Raw genomic sequence first — 19,252 nt, forward strand, 5'->3', positions numbered from 1 at the left:
TTACCGACCCGCCTTCGAGGCGGCGACCGCCTTGCGCGCGCGCAGCGTGGCGCCCGCGCCGAGGCCGAGGCCCAGCGCGCCGACGACCAGGCCCGCGCCACCCAGCCAGCGGGCGGTGCTGTCCGACGACGCCGCGGCCGGGGCGGCGGCGGCGGGCTTGTCGTTGCTCGTCTGCGCGGCCGGGGCGGTCGCGGCGCCGTGGTCGTCGGCGCCCTCCTTGCTCAGCTTGATGACCGGCGCCGGGTGCTCCGGCTCCTCCGCGCCCTCGGCGACCGGCGGGGCGTCCCACTTGACGACCTTGCCGTTCTCGTAGGTCTGGGTCGCGGGGAGCACCAGCTGGTCGGTCTCGGGCATGGCGCCACCGGAAACGGCGAACTCGAGGAACTCGCCGGGGGCGATGCGGGTGCCGGGGGCGGCGGTCCAGGTGATCGTGCTGACCGCCTCGGTGATCTCCGCGCCGTGCGACGTGATCGGCTTGGCGAGCTTGCCCTTGACGACCGCGGCGGTCCAGCCCGGGATGGGGGTGGTGCGCAGCGAGGCGATCGGGTGGTCCGCCGGGAAGCTGACCTCGAGCTTGGTGGTGCCCGCGGTGGCGTCCTCGTTGGGCACCCGGAAGGTGATCTTGGTGTAGCCGCCCTGCACGGCGGGCTCGCCGATGACCTTGGCGGTGACGTGGGCGGACGCGACACCGGTGCCGAGCAGGACGGCCGCGCCGGTGGCGGCGAACAGCGCGCAGGCGCGCGCGGCGATGCGAGAGGTAGACATGGGGAGTTCTCCTGAGGAACGCGGGTTTGACCGGGTTGGGAGACCCGGTTGGAGGCGTGGTTTCAGGAGGTCAGGGGTGGTCCGCGGCGGGCGCAGACCTCGCGCAGCACGACGGCCAGCAGGTGGCCCGCGTGCTCGCCGACCCGTGCGGGGGTCGGGCGCGTCGTAGTGGGGGCGGGGGCGTCGGCCAGTGGTCGGATGAGCCCGGTGAACACCCGGCCCAGCGCGGCCAGCGCGGTGTCCGCGCCGGTCAGCAGCAGCGCGCTGACGACGGTGGCCACGACGTGCGTGGCGAGCATCAGCAGGCCGTTGACCGTGGCGGTGCCGTGCGCGTGGTCGTGCCCGGACGGCGGCAGGACGTCGGTGAGCAGCACGTGCAGGCCGTACTGGCTGGCCCCGAGCAGGGCCAGCGTGGTGAGCAGGCCGTGCCGCCGGTCGGCGATGGCGGTGCCCGCCCAGCCGACCAGCGCGGTGAGCGCGAGGGTGACCGCGGTGTCCGGTACCCCGCCGCCCGCCATGCCGTGCGCCGACACCGCCAGCGCCGCGGTGGTCCCGCCGAGCAGGACTCCCCGCAGCACGCGCTGGGCGCGGCGGGGGGTCACTCGTCCGGGGGGCACAGCCCCATAGCGTAGGTCCCGGTGTCCAGTGGCCTCGACCACAGTCCGCCTGGAAGCACCTGATCAGACGCGGGCGGATCAGCCGCCGTCGACGCCCAGTGCCGCCAGCAGGCGTTCCTCCACCCGGTCCAACTCCGCCGACACGGCCCGGTGCGCGGCCCGCCTGCGCGGGGTCGGCATGCGCTCGGCGGCGCGCACCGCGGCGGCCAGCTTGCGCAGTGTGGACTCCGCCCCGTCGGCGAACGCGCGGTCGTCCGGTGTCGCCTCCGCCCGGCCGCGCAGCTCGGTCAGACCGGTGGCCGCGCCCGCGATCCGGGCGTGCAGCGCGCCGCCCCGGCCGCTGTAGTCGCCGAGGTCGTCCACCGCGACGCCGAGCCTGCGCGCCCGGTGCCGGTCCCACCGGTCGCGCACCACCGCCGCGGTCTTGACCAGGTAGGGCGTGACCACCGGGAGCACGGCCGGGGCGAGGACCTTCGCCACCGCCACGGCGTTCTTCGCCTTGCTCGGGGTGAATCGCGGCGACTCCGCCGCCTTCTTCCGCGCCATGGGGAAAACCTACTTGCGGTGATCGGCGCGGGCACGGTGACCACGCCCATCCGGGCCCGATGCGGCATTTGGGCCATACCGCGCCAGGATTGTCGCCGAACGCAATTAAGCTGCGGTGTGTGACTACAACGGTGCTCCTCGACGCCGGCGTGGTGAGCCGCTGCAGGCGTCGTGTGCACCTGGAGCACGACCAGGCCATGCGCGACGCCCCGCGCGGCGCCCCCGACCCCACCGCCGAGCTGCGCAAGGCCGACGCGGCCGCGCACCGGCGGGCCATCGCCGACCGGCTGGCCACCCGCTTCGGCGACCAGTGGTACGAGGTGCCGGTGGGGCCCGAGCGGCGCGCGAGCGAGCGCGAGGCGGACACCCTCGCGGCGATGGCGGCGGGCGCGGGCTACATCTGGGCCGCCCAGCTGCCCCGCGACGTGGACGCGGGCAGGCGCGGCACGATCGACCTGCTGGTCCGCACGACCGCCGGGTACGTGCCGGTGCTGGTCGTGCGGCACAAGGTCACCGACCCGGGTTCGGGCGCGCGCACCGCGCCGCTGACCGACCTGGCCGTCGTGGGCGGCACCCCGGACCAGACCCGCAAGATCCGGCCCCAGCCGCGCGACCAGCTGCGGCTCGCGCACGCCCGCAGGCTGCTGCAGGCCGCCGGGTACGCCGACGAGCGCACCTCCCTCGCGGGGGTCGTCGGCATGGACGGCGACGTCGTCGTCTGGCACGACCTGGAGGCCCCGACCTGGCCGGGCGGGCGCACCGCGCTGGCCGAGTACGACTCCCGCTTCGCCGACCGGGTCGCGGTCGCCACGGCCGCCGCGACGGGCGCGCCCGCGCTGGCCGAGCCGTCCCGGGTCGTCGAGTGCCGCGGCTGCCCGTGGTGGCCGGTGTGCGAGGACGCGCTGGTGCGCGCGCGGGACGTGAGCCTGGTCGTGCGCGGCGAGGACGCGGGCATGCTGCGCGCGGCGGGCGTCACCACGGTCGACGACCTGGCGCTGGTGGACCCGGACGAGCTGGACGTGCCGCTGCTGGTCGGCATGCCCGCGGCGGACGCCGTCGGGCTGGCCCGCGCGTGGCTGGCCGACCTGGCGGTGGTGCGGCGCAGCGAGCACGTCGAGGTGCCGCGCGCGGACGTCGAGGTGGACGTCGACATGGAGAGCTTCGGCGACGCGGGCGCGTACCTGTGGGGCGTGCTGCTCTCCGGCGTCGACATCGGCGAGCCGCGCGGCTACCGGGCGTTCGCCACCTGGGACCCGCTGCCCACCGATGACGAGGCCCGCTCCTTCGCCGAGTTCTGGGGCTGGCTCAGCGGGGTCCGGCGCGCGGCGGCCGAGCGCGGACTGACCTTCCGCGCTTACTGCTACAACGAGCTCGCCGAGAACCGCTGGCTGCTGGCGTCGGTGAAGCGCTTCGGCGAGCACCCCGGCATCCCGCGCAGGCGCGAGGTGCTCCAGTTCATCGAGTCCGACCAGTGGGTCGACCTGTTCGGCAGCGTCCGCGACCACTTCCTGTGCTCGCACGGCAAGGGGCTCAAGACGATCGCCCCGGTCGCCGGGTTCTCCTGGCGCGACCCGGAGGCGGGCGGCGAGAACTCCATGCGCTGGTACCGCGACGCGGTCGGCATGGACGGCGGCGTGCCGGACGAGCGGCAGCGCAAGCGGTTGCTGGAGTACAACGAGGACGATGTGCTCGCCACGGCCGCGCTGCGCCGGTGGATGACTTCCCCTGCGGTCAACGAGATCCCGTACGTCGGGGATCTCTGACCACTCGCACGCGTAGCCCGACTCGCATACGGTGGCACGCGAAGCGTTCCACCGCCGCAGTTGGGAGCAAGTGCATGCCGCAGAAGGTCCGGGGCGTCGTCGCCCGCGCCAAGGGGCAGCCGGTCAGCGTCGAGACGATCGTGGTGCCCGACCCGGGGCCCGGCGAGGCCGTGGTGCGGGTGCGGACCTGCGGGGTGTGCCACACCGACCTGCACTACCGCGAGGGCGGCATCAACGACGAGTTCCCGTTCCTGCTCGGCCACGAGGCCGCGGGTGTCGTGGAATCGGTGGGGGAGGGCGTCACCGACGTGGCGCCCGGCGACTTCGTGATCCTGAACTGGCGCGCGGTGTGCGGCACGTGCCGGGCGTGCCTGAAGGGCAAGCCCTGGTACTGCTTCAACACCCACAACGCGGCGCAGCCGATGACTCTCGAGGACGGCACGAAGTTGTCGCCCGCACTGGGGATCGGGGCGTTCGCGGAGAAGACGCTCGTACACAGTGGACAGTGCACGAAGGTCGATCCCTCGGCGTCGCCGACCGCCGTGGGCCTGCTGGGGTGCGGTGTGATGGCGGGGATCGGCGCGGCGATCAACACCGGTGCGGTGAGCCGGGGCGACAGCGTGGCGGTGATCGGGTGCGGCGGTGTCGGCGACGCGGCCATCGCGGGCGCGCGGCTGGCGGGCGCGACGACGATCATCGGTGTGGACGTCGACGACCGGAAACTGGAGTGGGCCAAGGGGATCGGCGCCACGCACACGGTGAACGCGAAGTCGGGCGACCCGGTCGAGGCCATCCGCGAGCTGACCGGCGGCTTCGGCGCGGACGTGGTGATCGACGCCGTGGGGCGCCCGGAGACGTGGAAGCAGGCCTTCTACGCGCGCGACCTCGCGGGCACGGTCGTGCTGGTGGGCGTGCCGACCCCGGACATGCGGGTCGAGATGCCGCTCATCGACTTCTTCGCGCGCGGTGGCTCGCTGAAGTCCAGCTGGTACGGCGACTGCCTGCCGTCGCGCGACTTCCCGTACCTGGTCGACCTGTACCGGCAGGGCAGGCTCGACCTCGACGCCTTCGTCTCCGAGACGATCTCGCTGGACCAGGTCGAGGAGTCCTTCACCCGCATGCACCACGGCGACGTCCTGCGCTCGGTGGTGGTCTTCTGATGGCGGCCCGCGTGGACCACGTCGTCACCTCGGGCACCTTCAGCCTCGACGGCGGCACCTGGGACGTGGACAACAACGTGTGGCTCGTCGGTGACGACCAGGAGGTCATCATCATCGACGCGGCCCACGACCCCGACGAGATCCTCGCCGCCGCCGACGGACGACGGGTCGTGGCCATCGTGTGCACGCACGCCCACGACGACCACATCAACGCGGCAGCGGACCTCGCCACCGCCACCGACGCCCTGGTCTACCTCCACCCCGCCGACGAGCCCCTCTGGCGGCAGGTCTACCCGGACGCCGACTACCAGCCCCTGCACGACGGCCACGAGTTCGAGGTGGCGGGCACCTTCCTCCAGGTGATCCACACCCCGGGCCACGCCCCCGGCGCGGTCTGCCTGTACGCCCCCCAGCTGAACGCCCTGTTCAGCGGCGACACCCTGTTCGCGGGCGGCCCCGGCGCCACCGGCCGCTCCTTCAGCGACTTCCCCACCATCATCGACTCGATCCGAGACCGCCTCCTGACCCTCCCCGCGGACACGGTCGTGCACACCGGCCACGGCGACGCCACCTCGATCGGCGCCGAATCCCCCCACCTCGACGACTGGATCAAGCGCGGCCACTGACCCCGCCCGGGCGGGCCGCGAGCCCTCAGTCCACGCCTTCGCGCCCGCCCGGCCCGGTCTCGTACTCCCCGCCCGGTCCTCCAGGTCGATGCCCTGACGCCGCCGCCCGCCCGGCCCTTGTCTCCCACTCCCGCCCCGGCAGTTGTCCACAGGCTTGATCATCTTCTCCGCGAACTGTCCGCCCCGCCCGGTAGAATGGTCATCGGGGGCCGGCGGCATGCCGAAGATCATCACCGTGCCTGGCACACCTCCCGGCCGTGCTGCTCGAAGCAGGCGCACCCAAGCCTCGCCGACCGGCTTCCGGTATGGCCTGGTCGTTTCCGGCCGACCCCCGGTGCGCCCCAGCGTCGATCAACAGCCCGCACCTCACGGACGGAGCCACTTGCGCTGGGCAATTCAGCCCGGCCAGCGGGTCAGCCGCCACCCGACCGCCGCGCCCACCCCGATCGCCGCAGGCACCACGTGCGCGACCTCGCGCGGATCTCGACCTCCAGCCGGTCGCCCGCCAGACCGGTCCGAGCACCCTCGCCCCGGTTGTCCACAGACTTGATCGTCTTCGCCCGGTTCTGTCGGTGCGCACCGGTAAGCCGGATTCCGGGGGCCGGAGGCATCAGCCAGCCCCGCCCGGGCTCAGCTCCCGTTGACCATCGCGGCCAGCTTCGTCGTGGTGTTCCAGTTGCGGCCGGTCAGCGCGACCCCCCACTTCCGCTCCACGAACTGCGTCAGGTTCGGCGCTTCCGAAACCCCGTCCGGGCACCACTGGTAGATCACCCCGTCGCCCACCCGGATGCGCCCGGGGTCCAGTGCCGCCGGGTCGTGCGCCGCCACCACCTCCGGCGGCGGCATCTCCGACAGGAACGCCGCCACCATCTTCGACCCGTTGTCCGCGATGTCCCGGAACGGGTGCCCCGCCAACACCCCGTCCAGCTCCGCCCCCGTGCGGATCACGCACCGCGTGTCGAGGCCGAAGCGGATGGACAGCTCCGTCTCCATCCGCTCCCGCACCTCCTTGGCGGACTCGTCGGTCGTGAACACCGCGTTCCCGCTCTGCAGCAGGGTCCGCACGTCCTCGTACTCCATCTCGACCAGCATGTCGCGCAGGTCGGCCATGGGGAGCTTGCTGCGCCCGCCGACGTTCACGGCGCGCAGCAGGGCGGCGTAGGTGATCACCGGGCGCCCAGGCCGAAGGTCAGCCCGGTCAGCTCCTCGCTGGTGTCCCACAGCCGCTTGGCCAGTTCGCGGTCCCGCGCGGCCTCCAGCGGCTCCACCACCGTCGGGTGGCCCTTCTGCTCGCGGCGCCCGTCCGGTCCGATGAACTGGCCGCTCTCGGCGTTCGGCGAGGTCGCGGCGAACAGCTGGGGGAGCGCGCCCATGGTCACGTCCTGGGCCATGAACCGGGTCGACACCTTCAGCGCCAGCTTGGCCACGCCGGTCGGGCCGTTGGACTGCAGGTTGGTCGCCGAGTAGCCGGGGTGCGCCAGGATGCTCGCGACGGCGATCCCGTTGGCCCGCAGGCGGCGGTGCAGCTCCAGGCCGAAGACGACGTTGGCCAGCTTCGACTGCGCGTAGTAGCCCGCCCGCGAGTACTTGTGCTCGCCGTGCAGGTCGTCGAAGTGGATGCGGCCCCGCCGGTGCAGGAACGAGCTGACGGTGACCACGCGCGGGTCGGGCGCCTCTTTGAGCACGTCGAGCAGCCGGGCGGTCAGCGCGAAGTGGCCGAGGTGGTTGACCGCGAACTGCGACTCGAAGCCCTGCGCGCTCAGGGTGCGCGGCGGCATCATCACGCCCGCGTTGTTGACCAGCGCGTCCAGCTCGCGGATGCCCGCCGCGAACACCTCGACGGTGTCCAGGTCGGCCAGGTCGAGCAGGCGGGACTCGACGCTCGCCTCGGCGTGCTCGGCCGTGATCCGCTCGACCGCGTCGCGGCCCTTCTCGGGGTCGCGCGCGGTCAGGATGACGTGGCCGCCGTGCGCGGCCAGCTGCTTCGCGGTTTCGAACCCGAGACCGCTGTTACCGCCGGTCACCACGTACGTCCGGCCGGTGAGGTCGGGGATGTCGGCGGCGGTCCAACCGGGGGACGCCGCCCCCGGATCAGCCGCTGGTGTCTCACTCATGCGCACAGCCTGCCCTACCGCCGTCCCCCACACCGGGCGTGGCGTGCGTTACCACTGATCTCTGGATCACACGGCTTCTCCCGCCCTATCGTCGTCCGTGTGGAACTCCGTCACCTCGGCGAGTCCGGACTGGTGGTCAGTGCGGTCGGCCTGGGCTGCAACAACCTCGGCAGGCCGGGCACGGCCGCCGAGTCGCTGGCGGGTTCCCGCGACCTGGTCGGTTCCGCCCTGGACGCGGGCGTGTCGATGTTCGACGTCGCCGACGTGTACGGGGCGCCGCGCGGGCGCAGCGAGGAGCTGCTGGGCCAGGCCTTGGCGGGCAGGCGCGACCGGGCGGTGATCGCCACCAAGTTCGGCCTCGACATGCAGGGCAGCAACGGCCCCGACTTCGGCGCCCGCGGTTCCCGCCGCTACCTGCGGCTGGCCGCCGAGGCGTCGCTGCGCAGGCTCGGCACCGACTGGATCGACCTGTACCAGCTGCACCGCCCCGACCCGGGCACCCCGCTGGTGGAGACCCTGTCCGCCCTCGACGACCTGGTGCGCGACGGCCTGGTCCGCTACGCCGGGGTGTGCAACCTGGCCGCCTGGCAGATCGCCGACGTCGCCTGGACGACCCGCACCGAGAAGGTCGAGCCGATGGTGTCGGTGCAGGCCCACTACTCGCTGCTGGACCGGGAGGTGGAGCGCGAGGTGCTGCCCGCCGCGGCCCGGTTCTCGATGAGCGTGCTGCCGTACTTCCCGCTGGCCAACGGGCTGCTGACCGGCAAGTACGCGCGCGCCGCCGCGCCGCCGGAGGGCAGCAGGCTCGCGGGCAGGCAGCGGATGCTCGCCGACGCGCCGTGGGACCGGATCGAGAAGCTGCGCGCCCTCGCCGACGAGCGCGGCATCAGCATGACCACGCTGGCCATCGGTTGGCTGGCCGCCCAGCCCGCGGTGGGTTCGGTGATCGCCGGGGCCACCACGGCCGACCAGATCCGGGAGAACGCGAAAGCCGCCGCCTGGCGGCCGACGGCGGAGGACCTGGTGGCCATCGACGAGATCTGCCCGCCCAGGCGCCGCTGAGCTGAACGAGCGTTAACCTCAACCCCGGCACACCGCTCGGGTGAGAGGACACGGACATGCAGATCGTCGGCACCGCAGCCATCGTGACCGGAGGCGCGTCCGGTCTTGGCGGCGCGACCGCCCGCGCCTTGGCCGACAAGGGCGCCGCGGTCTACGCCGTCGACCTGCCGTCGGCCGTCGAGCGCGCCCCCGAGGTCGAGGGGGTCACCTACCTGGAGGCGGACGTCACCGACCCCGAGCAGGTCGAGGCGGCGGTCGCCGAGGCCGCGGGCACGCGGCACCCGCTGCGCACGGTGGTGAACTGCGCGGGCATCGGCCCGTCGGCGCGGATCCTGTCGAAGAGGGGGCCGCACGACCTCGGGCTGTTCCGCAAGGTCGTCGAGGTCAACCTGATCGGCACGTTCAACGTCGTGACCATCGCAGCCGCGGCCATCGCGAAGACCGAGCACCTCGACCACGGCCAGCGCGGCGTGATCATCAACACCGCCTCGATCGCGGCCTTCGACGGGCAGATCGGCCAGGTCGCCTACGCGGCGTCGAAGGGCGGCGTGGTCGGGCTGACCCTGCCCGCGGCGCGGGACCTGTCCAGCTCGGGGATCCGGGTCGTGACGATCGCGCCGGGCATCATCGACACCCCGATGCTGGCCACCGTCAGCGACGAGTTCCGGGCGGGCCTGGCCGAGGGCGTGCCGTTCCCGAAGCGGCTGGGGCTGCCGGAGGAGTACGCGAAGCTGGCGCTGTCGATCGTCGACCAGGACTACCTGAACGGCGAGGTCATCCGACTCGACGGCGCGCTGCGGATGGCGCCTCGGTAGGCGACCGCTTGATCTTGCGGGAGCGGACGCCTCCGGCCCCCCGGCATCAATTCTACCGAGTGGGGCCGACAGTGCGCGGAGATGATGATCAAGCCTGTGGACAACCCGAGCGGTCAGCGGCCGACGGCGTAGCCCTGCATGCCGCGGGCGTTGGCCGCTGCCCTGAGCAGGCCGTCCCGGGTGGCGACGGCGGAGAGGCGGCCCAGGGACCACGGACCGACGTCGACCAGGGCGTGGCCGCGGGCTCGTAGGTCGTCGAGGGTCTGGTCGCCCAGCCTGGACTCGACGTGGGCTTCGCCGGGGGTGAAACCCCTGGGGTAGAAGGAACTGGGGACCGCGTTCGAGTGCCAGGCGGGGGCGTCGATGGCGGCTTGGAGGTTCAGGCCGCCGACCGTGTGGGCCAGCCAGAAGCAGAGTTGCCACTGGTCCTGGCTGTCCCCGCCCGGGGTGCCGAAGGCCATCGTCGGCCTGCCTTCGTGGAGGGCCAGGCTGGGGGTGAGGGTGATCCGGGGGCGTTTGCCGGGGCGCAGGGTGTTCGGCAGGTCCTCCTCCAGCCAGAACATCTGCGCTCGGGTGCCCAGGCAGAAACCCAGGTCCGGGATGGTTGGCGACGACTGCAACCAGCCGCCCGACGGGGTGGCCGAGATGAGGTTTCCCCAGCGGTCGACGACGTCGAGGTGGCAGGTGTCGCCGCGGGTTGTGCCGTCCGGGCGGACCGTGGGTTCGCCGATCGCGCCGGGGGAGTCGACCTGGACCGGTGGGCCGCTGAGGAATCCGGGCAGGCGGGGGTGCCTGCCGTCGGGGGCGCCCGGTCGCAGGTCGAACGACGCCGCGTCGCCGATCAGGCGGGCGCGGTCCGCCGCGTATTCCCGCGACAGCAGGGCTTTCAGCGGTACCTCGTCGTCGCCGTACCAGGCCTCGCGGTCGGCGAACGCGAGTTTGGTGGCCTCCAGGGCGTGGTGCACGGTGTCGGCCGTGGGTATTCCATCCACATAGGACAGCGGAGCGCCGTCCAGCAGCCGCAGTTGTTGCAGCAGAACCGGTCCTTGCGTCCACGCGCCGCACTTGGCCAGCGTCCAGTCGCCGAAGTCGGCGGTGATCGCGTCCTCGTAGGTCGCCGACCAGGTCGCGAGGTCTTCGCCGGTGAGGACTCCCGGGTGGTCGCGGCCGGAGTCGTCGCGGAAGGGCAGGCGGCAGAAGCGGTCCACGGACTCGGCGACGAAACCCTGCGACCACGCCCGGCGGGCCGCGTCGATCTCCGCCTCGCGGGACGGGCCCTTGGCGGCGGCGAGCAGGCGTGCCCAGGTGTCGGCCAGGGTCGGGTTGGCGAAGCGGGCGCCGGTCGCGCCGAACCACAGGGCGCCCGAGGTGGGCCAGTGGTCGGTGAACAGGGCGCGGACGGTGTCGACAACCTCCGGGACCCGGGGCAGCAGTGGGAAACCGTTGCGGGCGTAGCCGATGGCGTAGGCCAGTACGTCGTGGAGGCGCTTGGTGCCGTGGTCGCGCAGCAGGGTCAGCCAGCCGTCCCAGGCGCCGGGGACGGTCGCGGCCAGCAGGCCGCTGCCGGGGACCAGGGTGAGGCCGAGGTCGCGGTAGTGCGCGGTGGTCGCGGCCCTCGGTGCGACGCCTTGGCCGCAGAGGACCGTGGGGGTCGGGTCCGCGGCGGTCGTGAACACCGCCGGGACCTCGCCGCCCGGGCCGTTGAGGTGGGGTTCGACAACCTGGAGCACGAAGCCCGCCGCAACGGCCGCGTCGAACGCGTTGCCGCCGTCCTCCAGGACCGCCATACCCGCGCCGGAGGCGAGCCAGTGGGTGGAGGCGACCATGCCGTGGGTGCCCACGAGCTCGGGGCGGGTGGTGAACACGTCGCCAACCTAGCGGCGTTCCGGGGGTGTGGATAACCTCCGTTCGCGTTGTGTTGACGGCCTGTCACCACCCGTCATTCGAACATCCGTGCACACTGTGGACAAGGGCTGTGGATAACCTGGTTGGCCTGTGTGCAAACCGGTGAGCGGTTTTAGCTGTAGATCAACTGGAGAACCAGCCTATAAGTCATTCAGCTGCTTGTACTCCCGTTTGAGACTGCCGTTCACAACGTCCACATGTGTGTACAACATCTGTCCACGGGTGTGGATAACTCGCCTCAGGCGGTCGCTTCGGCGAGCTGGGGAGCCCGCCGCGACGACCGGGTCAGCACGACGAACAGCACCAGCACCGCCGCGACCACCCCCGACAGCAGGAACAGCGACAGCCGCAGCGAGTCCGTGTAGCCGGGACCGGCCAGCGTGCCGTCGGTGCCCGCCGCGATGATCGACCCGACCACCGCGATGGCGATCGTCTCGAACGCCAGCCGCGACGTGCCGAACATGCCCGACGCCGTGCCCGCCCGACCGGGACCCGCGCTGGCCAGCGCCATGTTGTCCACCAACCCCGTGGACAGGCCCATGCCCGCGCCGATCGCCAGCAGCGGTCCGGCCAGGGACAGCGGGGTGCTCCCCGGGTTGATCGTGGTCAGCCACAGCGTGCCGACGCCGACCAGGCCGAGCGCGACCCGCAGCACCCAGGGCGTCGACGTGCGGCGCGCGATCGCGCTCGCGGCGAACGGCAGCACCAGGATCGGGGCGGTGAGCAGGATCAGCGTCCCGCCCGCGCCCTGCGCGGACTGGCCGACCACCGCGGTCAGGTAGTTCGGGAAGTACACCAGCAGCGGGACCATCACCATCACGAACGTCGCCGCCGCGGTCGCCGCGGCCAGGAATCCCGGCGAGCGCAGCAGCACGAAGTCGAACATCGGGTTCGCCACGCGCCGCTCCACCAGCACGAACACCACGAGCAGCAGCACCCCGGCGAGGAAGCCGACCAGCACCAGCGGGTGCGCCCAGCCCAGCGCGGGCCCCTCGACGAAACCGGCGATGACCAGCAGCAGACCGGCGGTGAAGGTGACCGTCCCCGGCCAGTCCACCCCCGCGGCCTCGGGGTTGCGCGACTCGGGCAGCACCGGGACGAGCAGCAGCGCGCCGACGCCGACCGCGGCGGGCAGCCAGAACACCGCCTGCCAGCCCATCGCCCCCATCAGCAGGCTCGACAGCGACGGCCCGAACGCCAGCCCGAAGCCGATGCTGGTGCCGAACAGGCTGAACGCGCGGGCCCGGGCCGGTCCCTCGAACGCGCTGGCCAGGATCGCGATGGCGCTGGTGGCCGCGGCCGACGCGCCGATGCCGGAGAGCCCGCGCAGCACGTCGAGCACCAGCAGGTTCGGCGCGACGGCACTGAGCAGGCCGCCCGCGGCGAAGATCGCGGTGCCGTAGGCGAACACGCGGCGCCTGCCGAGGATGTCGGCGAGGCCGCCCGCGGCGAGCATGAAGCCCGCGAAGGTCGTGTTGTAGGCGTTGACCACCCACTGCACCGCCGCGAGGTCGCCGTGCAGCGCCACGCGGATCTCGGGCAGCGCGATGGAGGCGCCGGTGAGGGTGATCGGGAACATCAGGACGGCGAGCAGCACCGTCACCAGGACCAAGACCTGGTTGGGTCCGGTGTCGCCGGGCTGGTTGGTACGCACGGTCTCACTTTCGTAGGATGGCGAACATCATGGAAGAAGGCACCCCAGACCGCCCTAGGTACCGATCGGAAACCGACCAGGTCGGCGCGGCGCAGCAGCTCATGGGTGTGCTGTGCCCCACACGCGACGTGCTCGGCCGGATCGGCGACAAGTGGACGGTGCTGGTCGTCACCGCGCTGGACTGCGACGGCACGCTCCGCTTCACGAAGCTGCGGGCCCGCGTCGGCGACATCAGCCAGAAGGTGCTGACCCAGGCGCTGCGGAACCTCGAACGCGACGGGCTCGTCGCGCGGCGCGTCCACCCCACGGTGCCGGTGACCGTCGAGTACTCGCTGACCGACCTCGGCCAGAGCCTGGCTCAGGTCGCCAGGGTCATCGGCGACTGGTCGTGCAGGCACATCGACGAGATCGTCGCGGCCCGCGCTGCCTATGACACGCGCGTGGGAGATGGCCCCGCAGGGCGTTAAATAGATCTCCCCGAAGTGGGGGTGGCGGCGTCGTAGAGGCTCATGCCCTGCTTGGCGCCGACACTCTTGCCGAGGAAGAAGGCACCGACGGCGATGCCGAGCACCACCAGGATCGCCAGGACGATGCCGAGGACGAGCTTACCGCGCCCGGGTTTGTCGTCGGCGGTCACGAACACGTCCTGCTGCCAGGAGCTGCCGCCGCCCATGTCGGGCACGGGGTCGTCGGCCTGCCACCACGGCGGCGCGCTCTCCACGTGCGGCTGCTGGTGCGCCCACGGGTTGGCCTGGCGCTGCGGCTGCTGCTGCGCGGTGTAGCCGCTGGTCGCGGCGCGCATCTGCTGGCCGGTGACGACCTGCGTGCGCTCGGCCTGCTCCGGGTTGCGGGCGATCTGCTGGGTCTGGGTGCCGCGCACGACCTGGGTGCGGTCCGGCGACTCCTCGGTCGGCCGCACGGCCTGCGTCCGGTCGGCCAGCTCGGCGGGCTTGGGGGTGTCCGCGGTGATCGGCGGGATGATGTTCGTCGCCTCGACCGCCGGGGTGTCGTCCTTCCAGCGGAACGCGGGCGGAAACGGCCCGTCCGGCTTCTTCTCCGCGGCGGGCTCCGCCTTCGGCGGCTGGATGACCGGCTGGACCACGGTCGGCTGGACGACCGGCTGCGGCGCGGACACCTGCGGCGGCACCGGCTGCGGCTGGGACGGCTGCTGGACCGGGGGCAGGGTGGGCGGCGTCGTCGGCTGGGTCACCGCGACCGGCTGGGGCGCGAGGAGCGGCGGCGTGCCGGGGGCGCCACCGGCGGCCTTGGCCAGCACGGCGTCGCGCCGGACCCGGTAGTCGTCGGAGGAGAGTCTCCCCGCGGCCAGGTCGGCGTCCAGTTGCCTTAACTCTTCCTGCCAGGTCATCGCCGAGCCTCTCACCCCGTCAAAGGTCGTACGGCCGCACCCGGCGGCGCGCGGTGGAGAAGACCGCCCGTGCCTTCACTCTGCGTGTGTACCCTACCCCGGCTCGCCGCCGTCGAACCGATCCGGGTTCCGCGCCGGGGCCTGGGTAAACACCCGTCGACGCTCAGCCCGCGGGCAGGGTGAGCAGGGTCCGCGCGAGCAGCGAGTCGAAGTACGGGCGCAGCGCCGCGTCCGCCCCGGCACCGGACGCGGTCAGCACCACGGTCCACCGCCCCGACCGGTAGACGGCCCGGAAGTTCTGGGTCGCGCCCTGGACCGATCCCACGACCCGGACGTCCTTCCGCTCGACCGCCTCGGGCGCGGCGGCCCACCCCGTCGAGGTGGCCTGCCGGAGCGCGTCCTCGACGTGGTCGGTGTCGAGCGCGTTGAAGGTGACCGTGCGGGTGCCGTGCGACGAGGACGCGTTGACCAGGGTGCCGCTCGTGTTGGCGGGGACGATCCCCAGCTGGGAGCCCAGGGACGCGGGGATGACCGCGGGCCGGGAGACGACGGTGCCGGGCAGCGCGGGCAGGGTGCGGGCCAACTGCTCGGCCGGGGACTCGACCACCTGCGGCGCGGGCGGCGCGGCCTGCGCCTCGGGTTCCGACGGGGACAGCAACCACCACGCCCCGGCCCCGAGGGCGGCGACCAGGCCCATGGCGACGAGCTTGTGGAATAGCGGATAGGGCGGGTCGACGGCGAATAAGGCCTCACCGTCGACGTACCGGGCTCGCTCCGGGTCGTGCAGGCTCCGCGGCTCGTCCTCGACCACCCGGGGGGAGAACACCGGCGAGTCCCCCGCGATCTGCCGCGTCGGGCCCGCGGCCTCGGCCAGCGCGTCGTCGCGCAGCTTGCGGTGCCTGCCCGCGTCGAGGTCGCCGGTCGCCAACCGGTCGTCGAGGTCCCGAAGGGTGTCCTGCCACGACATGTCGTCTCTCCCGTCCTGCCCGTGGGCCCCATCCTGGCGCAAGGTCACACTGCGGGGTGGCCGAAGGACTCTACAGTGGTGCCATGACGCTGTTCAGGCGGGACAAGAGCCGCATCGTCGAACCGGACCAGGCCCTCCCCGGCCGCCCCGACCCCCTACGGGTCTCCCCGTCCCACGCCGTGTACCCCGACCGGCAGATCGTCCCACCGTTCCCCGACGGCACCCGCACCGCGGTCTTCGCGATGGGCTGCTTCTGGGGCCCGGAGCGCGTGTTCTGGAAGGTGCCGGGCGTCTACAGCACGGCGGTCGGGTACGTGGGCGGGTACACGCCGAACCCGACGTACGAGGAGGTGTGCTCGGGGCTGACGGGGCACACCGAGGCCGTGCTGGTGGTGTTCGACCCGGCGGTGGTCGGCTACGCGGACCTGCTCAAGATCTTCTGGGAGGGCCACGACCCGACCCAGGGCCTGCGCCAGGGCAACGACACGGGCAGCCAGTACCGCTCGGCGGTGTACTACGCCGACGACGAGCAGCAGGCCGCCATCGAGTCCACCCTGGCCGCGTACCAGCGGGAAATCGCCCGCGCGGGCTACGGGAAGATCACCACCGAGGTCGCCCCGGCAGGCACGTTCTACTACGCCGAGGACTACCACCAGCAATACCTGAGCGACGCCAAGAACCCCCACGGCTACTGCGGCATGGGCGGCACCGGCGTCAGCTGCCCCATCGGCCTCGGGGTCCGCGAGGACTAGTCGGTTCGCTTGGGGTGGCCCGTACCCGCATGGGTCACCCACACGACGCGGCGGTCGGGTTCTGGGCAGTACCAGATCCGGCCACCCGCGGTGACCTCGTATTGCCACTGGTCCAGGGTGTTGCCCGCGAACTCGCGAGTGCCCAGGCCGCCGCGCAGGCGGTGCTGCCGTGCCGGGTTCTCGGGTGTCGTGGGGCGCTCCGTGAGGACGATCCACGCTTCCCACGTGTTCGCCCGGGCTGCCTGGCAGAGCTGTTCCCAGCCTTTCGCCGCTTCGCTGGTGGCGAACCTGGCTTCCCAGCCGCCCGGGCGTTGGGGTGGGGCGACGCGGTCGCCGCGCTTGGCAGGCACCGGTCAGTCGTCCACCGGTGCGGGGACCTCGCCGAAGTCGTCGCCGAGGGGGCCGGTGAGTGTGGCGCGCAGTTCGGGGTCGGCGTGGATGGCCGCCGTGCTGCGCCACTCGGTGACCGCCTGTTCGAGGACGGACCAGTGGCCCAGTTCGGCGGAGGCTTGGAAGGCGCGGACGAAGTCGTGCGCGAACCGGAGCTGGTCCTCGCGCGGGAGCACGTCAGCCCAGGGGAACTCTTCGAGCAGCGCCACGGTCACGATGTCCGGTGGCAGGTGCGCCAAGACACTGCGCAGCGCCCGCGCCGCGGTCACCGAACCGGCGGACGCGGAGCGCGAGCTGTCTTCGCGGACAAGCAGCAGTGCCGCTCCGTCCCGGCGGCGGACGAGCACCTCGCCCTGGTCGGCGAGTGCCGCGACGCCCTTGGGATCGCGTTGCAGCTCACTCCACTGCACTTCGGTGGCCATGCGGCAATTCTGAACTTTTTCAGAAATCTTCGCAAGTGCGGGTCGCGGACCGGGCGCACCCGGTCCGCCTGGAGCTGCCCGGTCGGCTAGCAGTAGCCGAGCTGGGTCAGGGTGTCGGCGATGATCTCGCTCGGGTGGTACTTCTCCCTACTACGCCGAGGACTGCCACCAGCAATACCTGAGCGACGCCAAAAACCCCCACGGCTACTGCGGCATGGGCGGCACCGGCGTCAGCTGCCCCATCGGCCTCGGCAACCGTGAGGGTTAGTCACTTCCCGTAGTGGAACCGACAGGCGGCGATCCGGATTTCGTCGCCCGCCACCTTGTAGACGAGCCGGTGCTCATCTGTGATCCGTCGGGACCAGTAGCCCTGGAAGCCGTGTTTCAAGGGCTCTGGTTTGCCGATGCCCTCGTTGCCGTTCCGGCTGATGTCCTTGATCAGGTCGTTGATCCGCTTGAGGACCTTGCGGTCCTCGGCCTGCCAGAAGACGTAGTCCTCCCAGGCGAGTTGGTCCCAGGTGTACTTCATTCCACCAAGTCGTGCTGTGCTCCGCCGCCGGACTCCAGTCGCTCGATCGCCGTGATCAGCCGTCGCGCGTTCTCCGGGCTGCGCAGCAGGTAGGCCGTCTCCTTCAACGACTGGTAGTCGTCGAGTGAAACGATCACGACCGGTTCATGGCCCGCGCGCGTGATCACGACCTCCTCGCGGTCGTTGACCACGGAATCGAGTGTCTCGGCGTATTTGGCGCGAGACTCGGAGTAGCTCATGGTCTTCACAGTCACCCTCCCTTCGACGTACAAGATAATGTACGTTCGTCTCATCGAAGAGGCAAGGGGGTGCCTCAGTCCATTGGCAGCCCAGGCGAGGCTGTGCGCGGATGTCCGACGAAAGGGTGGGTGTGTCGATCCGCAGTGGTGAGGTGTGGCGGCTGGTCCGCGGGGACGAGCTGGTCGGGGAGATCGTCGTCGACGAGGCCGACTTCCCCTGGGTGTACGGCCACTTCCGGCCGCAGCCGCCGTTTGCCGAGATCAAGCCGCTGTTCGACGAGGAGTTGGCGCTCGTCGAGGAGGACGTGGCGGAGCGCGTGCCCGAGTGGGAGCAGGTCTACGACCGCATCACCAGCGCGCTGACCCTGGTGTCCCCGAACGGCCCCGTCGCCGAGTTCCTGCTCCACGTCCAGGGCGACGACGCCTGGTTCCGCTGGATCGACTAGCAGTAGCCGAGCTGGGTCAGGGTGTCGGCGATGATCTCGCTCGGGTGGTACTTCTCCATCAGCGAGGCGCCGCGGCGGCTCGGGTAGTCCGCGAGGAACTCGCGGAGGGTGTCGCCGCGCATCTCGGTGAGGACGATGTTCTGGCCGATGCCCACGTGGCGCTCGGTGCGGTGGCGGTGGATCGCGCACGGCGTACCCAGGTAGCCGCACTCCTCCTGCAGCCCTCCCGAGTCCGTGACCACGTACTCCGCGCGCGCGATCAGCGGCAGGAACTTCAGGTACCGCTGCTTCGGCCGGAGCTGGAACTGCTCGTCGAACAGCCCGTGCAGGTCGAGCCGCTCGATCTTCTCGCGTTCCGGGGCACCCGCCATGTAGAGCACCGGCAGCTTGCGGCTCTCCTCGCGCAGGATCTCCAGGGCCTCGCGGTACTTCTCCGGCCGCGACAGCAACTCGAAGCGGTGCAGCGTGGCCAGGCCGAAGCGCTCCGGCAGGCCCTCCATGACCGGCTGGCCGATCGCCAGCCGCATGGCGTCGATGGCGGTGTTGGCCTCGGTGTCGACGACCACGCCGCGGGCGCCGCGCAGGTTCTCGACCTCGCGCGGGGTCGGGGCGAAGTGGATGTCGACCAGCTTGGCCGCGATCTTGCGGTTGAGCTCCTCGGGCAGCGGGCTGAGCAGGCTGCCCGACCGGGTGCCCGCCTCCACGTGCGCGACGCGCGCGCCGAGCACGCGCTTGCCGATCAGCGCGCCGTACGGGGTGGTGAACGTGTCGCCGTGCACCATGACCAGCGGCGGGCGGCCGTCCGCCGCGAGGATCGCCTTGAGCTCCGAGCGCCGGGTCCACGCCGACTTCGCCACGGCCGCGGCCCAGCCCGGCACCTGCGCCGGGGTCTCCAGGTTGTGCGCCCGCTCGCGCGGCACCAGCCACACGTCCGGCTCCGGCAGCCGCAGGTCGGACAGCACGTCGGCGACCTCGTCCACGTGCTGGGCGGTGAACCAGATCTTCGGTTCCGTGCCCCGCTCGGCGATCGCGTGGAAGACCGGCGCGATCTTGATCAGCTCGGCGGTGGTGCCCACGATGAAGGAGATCAACGGTCGCCTCTTCTGCTCGGGAT

Annotated in this window: 22 protein-coding genes and 1 pseudogene; 9 read left to right on the forward strand and 14 right to left on the reverse strand. The window is 72.1% G+C overall.

Going from position 1 to position 19,252, the window contains the following annotated elements:
- From V5P93_RS00235 to V5P93_RS00245, 3 genes are all read right to left on the reverse strand, one after another.
- Positions 1 to 765, reverse strand: a complete 765-nt coding sequence (locus V5P93_RS00235) for a YcnI family protein (protein ID WP_104479394.1) — start codon at positions 763 to 765, stop codon at positions 1 to 3.
- A 62-nt stretch (positions 766 to 827) separates the two neighbouring features.
- Positions 828 to 1,382, reverse strand: a complete 555-nt coding sequence (locus V5P93_RS00240) for a hypothetical protein (protein ID WP_146108034.1) — start codon at positions 1,380 to 1,382, stop codon at positions 828 to 830.
- Between the two features lie 78 nt (positions 1,383 to 1,460).
- Positions 1,461 to 1,928 carry a DUF6474 family protein gene (locus tag V5P93_RS00245; protein ID WP_104479396.1) on the reverse strand — a complete coding sequence of 156 codons (468 nt, stop codon included), beginning with the start codon at positions 1,926 to 1,928 and terminating at the stop codon, positions 1,461 to 1,463.
- 110 nt (positions 1,929 to 2,038) lie between these two features.
- Here V5P93_RS00245 and V5P93_RS00250 point away from each other — a divergent pair, with 110 nt between their 5' ends.
- The 3 genes from V5P93_RS00250 to V5P93_RS00260 all read left to right on the forward strand — a co-directional run bounded on the left by V5P93_RS00250 (position 2,039) and on the right by V5P93_RS00260 (position 5,477).
- Entirely contained in the window at positions 2,039 to 3,691 is a 1,653-nt protein-coding gene (locus V5P93_RS00250; protein WP_181043511.1) for a TM0106 family RecB-like putative nuclease, read from the forward strand.
- Between the two features lie 74 nt (positions 3,692 to 3,765).
- Positions 3,766 to 4,851 (forward strand): S-(hydroxymethyl)mycothiol dehydrogenase, encoded by a 1,086-nt coding sequence (locus V5P93_RS00255; protein WP_104479398.1) that lies wholly within the window; start codon positions 3,766 to 3,768, stop codon positions 4,849 to 4,851.
- Positions 4,851 to 5,477 (forward strand): MBL fold metallo-hydrolase, encoded by a 627-nt coding sequence (locus V5P93_RS00260; RefSeq protein ID WP_104479399.1) that lies wholly within the window; start codon positions 4,851 to 4,853, stop codon positions 5,475 to 5,477. The genes V5P93_RS00255 and V5P93_RS00260 overlap by 1 nt, the downstream gene beginning before the upstream one ends.
- Before the next feature lie 630 nt (positions 5,478 to 6,107).
- On the opposite strand, the gene V5P93_RS00265 is transcribed toward V5P93_RS00260, so the two are convergent.
- Together V5P93_RS00265 and V5P93_RS00270 are read right to left on the reverse strand one after the other, a co-directional pair.
- Positions 6,108 to 6,647 carry a DUF1697 domain-containing protein gene (locus V5P93_RS00265; RefSeq protein ID WP_104479400.1) on the reverse strand — a complete coding sequence of 180 codons (540 nt, stop codon included), beginning with the start codon at positions 6,645 to 6,647 and terminating at the stop codon, positions 6,108 to 6,110.
- The gene (locus V5P93_RS00270) at positions 6,644 to 7,591 is read right to left on the reverse strand and encodes an oxidoreductase (RefSeq protein WP_104479401.1); all 948 of its coding nucleotides are present in this window, start codon (positions 7,589 to 7,591) and stop codon (positions 6,644 to 6,646) included. The genes V5P93_RS00265 and V5P93_RS00270 overlap by 4 nt, the downstream gene beginning before the upstream one ends.
- 99 nt (positions 7,592 to 7,690) lie before the next feature.
- Between V5P93_RS00270 and V5P93_RS00275 the strand changes: the two genes are divergently transcribed.
- On the forward strand, positions 7,691 to 8,653 hold the full coding sequence (locus V5P93_RS00275) for an aldo/keto reductase (protein ID WP_104479402.1): 963 nt from the start codon (positions 7,691 to 7,693) through the stop codon (positions 8,651 to 8,653).
- 56 nt (positions 8,654 to 8,709) lie between these two features.
- Positions 8,710 to 9,468, forward strand: coding sequence for an SDR family NAD(P)-dependent oxidoreductase (locus V5P93_RS00280; RefSeq protein WP_104479403.1), 759 nt, complete (start codon positions 8,710 to 8,712; stop codon positions 9,466 to 9,468).
- Between the two features lie 113 nt (positions 9,469 to 9,581).
- On the opposite strand, the gene V5P93_RS00285 is transcribed toward V5P93_RS00280, so the two are convergent.
- Together V5P93_RS00285 and V5P93_RS00290 are read right to left on the reverse strand one after the other, a co-directional pair.
- Entirely contained in the window at positions 9,582 to 11,333 is a 1,752-nt protein-coding gene (locus V5P93_RS00285) for a gamma-glutamyltransferase family protein (RefSeq protein WP_104479404.1), read from the reverse strand.
- Positions 11,334 to 11,611: 278 nt separating this feature from the next.
- Positions 11,612 to 13,027, reverse strand: a complete 1,416-nt coding sequence (locus tag V5P93_RS00290) for an MFS transporter (RefSeq protein ID WP_245931285.1) — start codon at positions 13,025 to 13,027, stop codon at positions 11,612 to 11,614.
- Between the two features lie 17 nt (positions 13,028 to 13,044).
- Between V5P93_RS00290 and V5P93_RS00295 the strand changes: the two genes are divergently transcribed.
- Positions 13,045 to 13,494 carry a winged helix-turn-helix transcriptional regulator gene (locus V5P93_RS00295; RefSeq protein WP_374065135.1) on the forward strand — a complete coding sequence of 150 codons (450 nt, stop codon included), beginning with the start codon at positions 13,045 to 13,047 and terminating at the stop codon, positions 13,492 to 13,494.
- Here the strand turns inward: V5P93_RS00295 and V5P93_RS00300 are convergent.
- Complete coding sequence (locus V5P93_RS00300; RefSeq protein WP_104479405.1) at positions 13,491 to 14,393, reverse strand: hypothetical protein; 903 nt, start codon at positions 14,391 to 14,393, stop codon at positions 13,491 to 13,493. The genes V5P93_RS00295 and V5P93_RS00300 overlap by 4 nt on opposite strands.
- A gap of 163 nt (positions 14,394 to 14,556) precedes the next feature.
- The gene (locus V5P93_RS00305) at positions 14,557 to 15,360 is read right to left on the reverse strand and encodes a hypothetical protein (RefSeq protein WP_104479406.1); all 804 of its coding nucleotides are present in this window, start codon (positions 15,358 to 15,360) and stop codon (positions 14,557 to 14,559) included.
- Positions 15,361 to 15,443: 83 nt separating this feature from the next.
- On the opposite strand from V5P93_RS00305, the gene msrA reads away from it, so the two are divergent.
- The gene (msrA, locus tag V5P93_RS00310) at positions 15,444 to 16,112 is read left to right on the forward strand and encodes a peptide-methionine (S)-S-oxide reductase MsrA (protein ID WP_104479407.1); all 669 of its coding nucleotides are present in this window, start codon (positions 15,444 to 15,446) and stop codon (positions 16,110 to 16,112) included.
- Here msrA and V5P93_RS00315 read toward each other — a convergent pair.
- Both V5P93_RS00315 and V5P93_RS00320 read right to left on the reverse strand, forming a co-directional pair.
- Positions 16,109 to 16,462: a hypothetical protein gene (locus V5P93_RS00315; protein WP_104479408.1), complete on the reverse strand. Its 354-nt coding sequence runs from the start codon at positions 16,460 to 16,462 to the stop codon at positions 16,109 to 16,111. The genes msrA and V5P93_RS00315 overlap by 4 nt on opposite strands.
- Positions 16,463 to 16,465: 3 nt before the next feature.
- A complete protein-coding gene (locus V5P93_RS00320) occupies positions 16,466 to 16,924 on the reverse strand; it encodes a hypothetical protein (RefSeq protein WP_104479409.1) in 459 nt (152 codons plus the stop codon).
- 148 nt (positions 16,925 to 17,072) lie between these two features.
- Here V5P93_RS00320 and V5P93_RS00325 point away from each other — a divergent pair.
- Positions 17,073 to 17,192: pseudogene (locus tag V5P93_RS00325) on the forward strand (peptide-methionine (S)-S-oxide reductase); the annotation flags it as partial.
- On the opposite strand, the gene V5P93_RS00330 reads toward V5P93_RS00325, so the two are convergent.
- Both V5P93_RS00330 and V5P93_RS00335 read right to left on the reverse strand, forming a co-directional pair.
- Complete coding sequence (locus V5P93_RS00330; protein WP_104479410.1) at positions 17,193 to 17,453, reverse strand: Txe/YoeB family addiction module toxin; 261 nt, start codon at positions 17,451 to 17,453, stop codon at positions 17,193 to 17,195.
- A complete protein-coding gene (locus V5P93_RS00335) occupies positions 17,450 to 17,692 on the reverse strand; it encodes a type II toxin-antitoxin system Phd/YefM family antitoxin (RefSeq protein WP_245931298.1) in 243 nt (80 codons plus the stop codon). Before V5P93_RS00335 ends, V5P93_RS00330 begins: the two co-directional genes overlap by 4 nt.
- A gap of 110 nt (positions 17,693 to 17,802) precedes the next feature.
- Here V5P93_RS00335 and V5P93_RS00340 point away from each other — a divergent pair, with 110 nt between their 5' ends.
- On the forward strand, positions 17,803 to 18,138 hold the full coding sequence (locus tag V5P93_RS00340; protein ID WP_104479412.1) for a hypothetical protein: 336 nt from the start codon (positions 17,803 to 17,805) through the stop codon (positions 18,136 to 18,138).
- On the opposite strand, the gene V5P93_RS00345 is transcribed toward V5P93_RS00340, so the two are convergent.
- Complete coding sequence (locus tag V5P93_RS00345; protein WP_104479470.1) at positions 18,135 to 19,229, reverse strand: UDP-N-acetylglucosamine 2-epimerase; 1,095 nt, start codon at positions 19,227 to 19,229, stop codon at positions 18,135 to 18,137. The genes V5P93_RS00340 and V5P93_RS00345 overlap by 4 nt on opposite strands.
- Positions 19,230 to 19,252 lie beyond the last annotated feature (23 nt).

The sequence above is a fragment of the Actinokineospora auranticolor genome (assembly GCF_041897805.1).
In the GTDB taxonomy this organism is placed as follows: domain Bacteria; phylum Actinomycetota; class Actinomycetes; order Mycobacteriales; family Pseudonocardiaceae; genus Actinokineospora; species Actinokineospora auranticolor.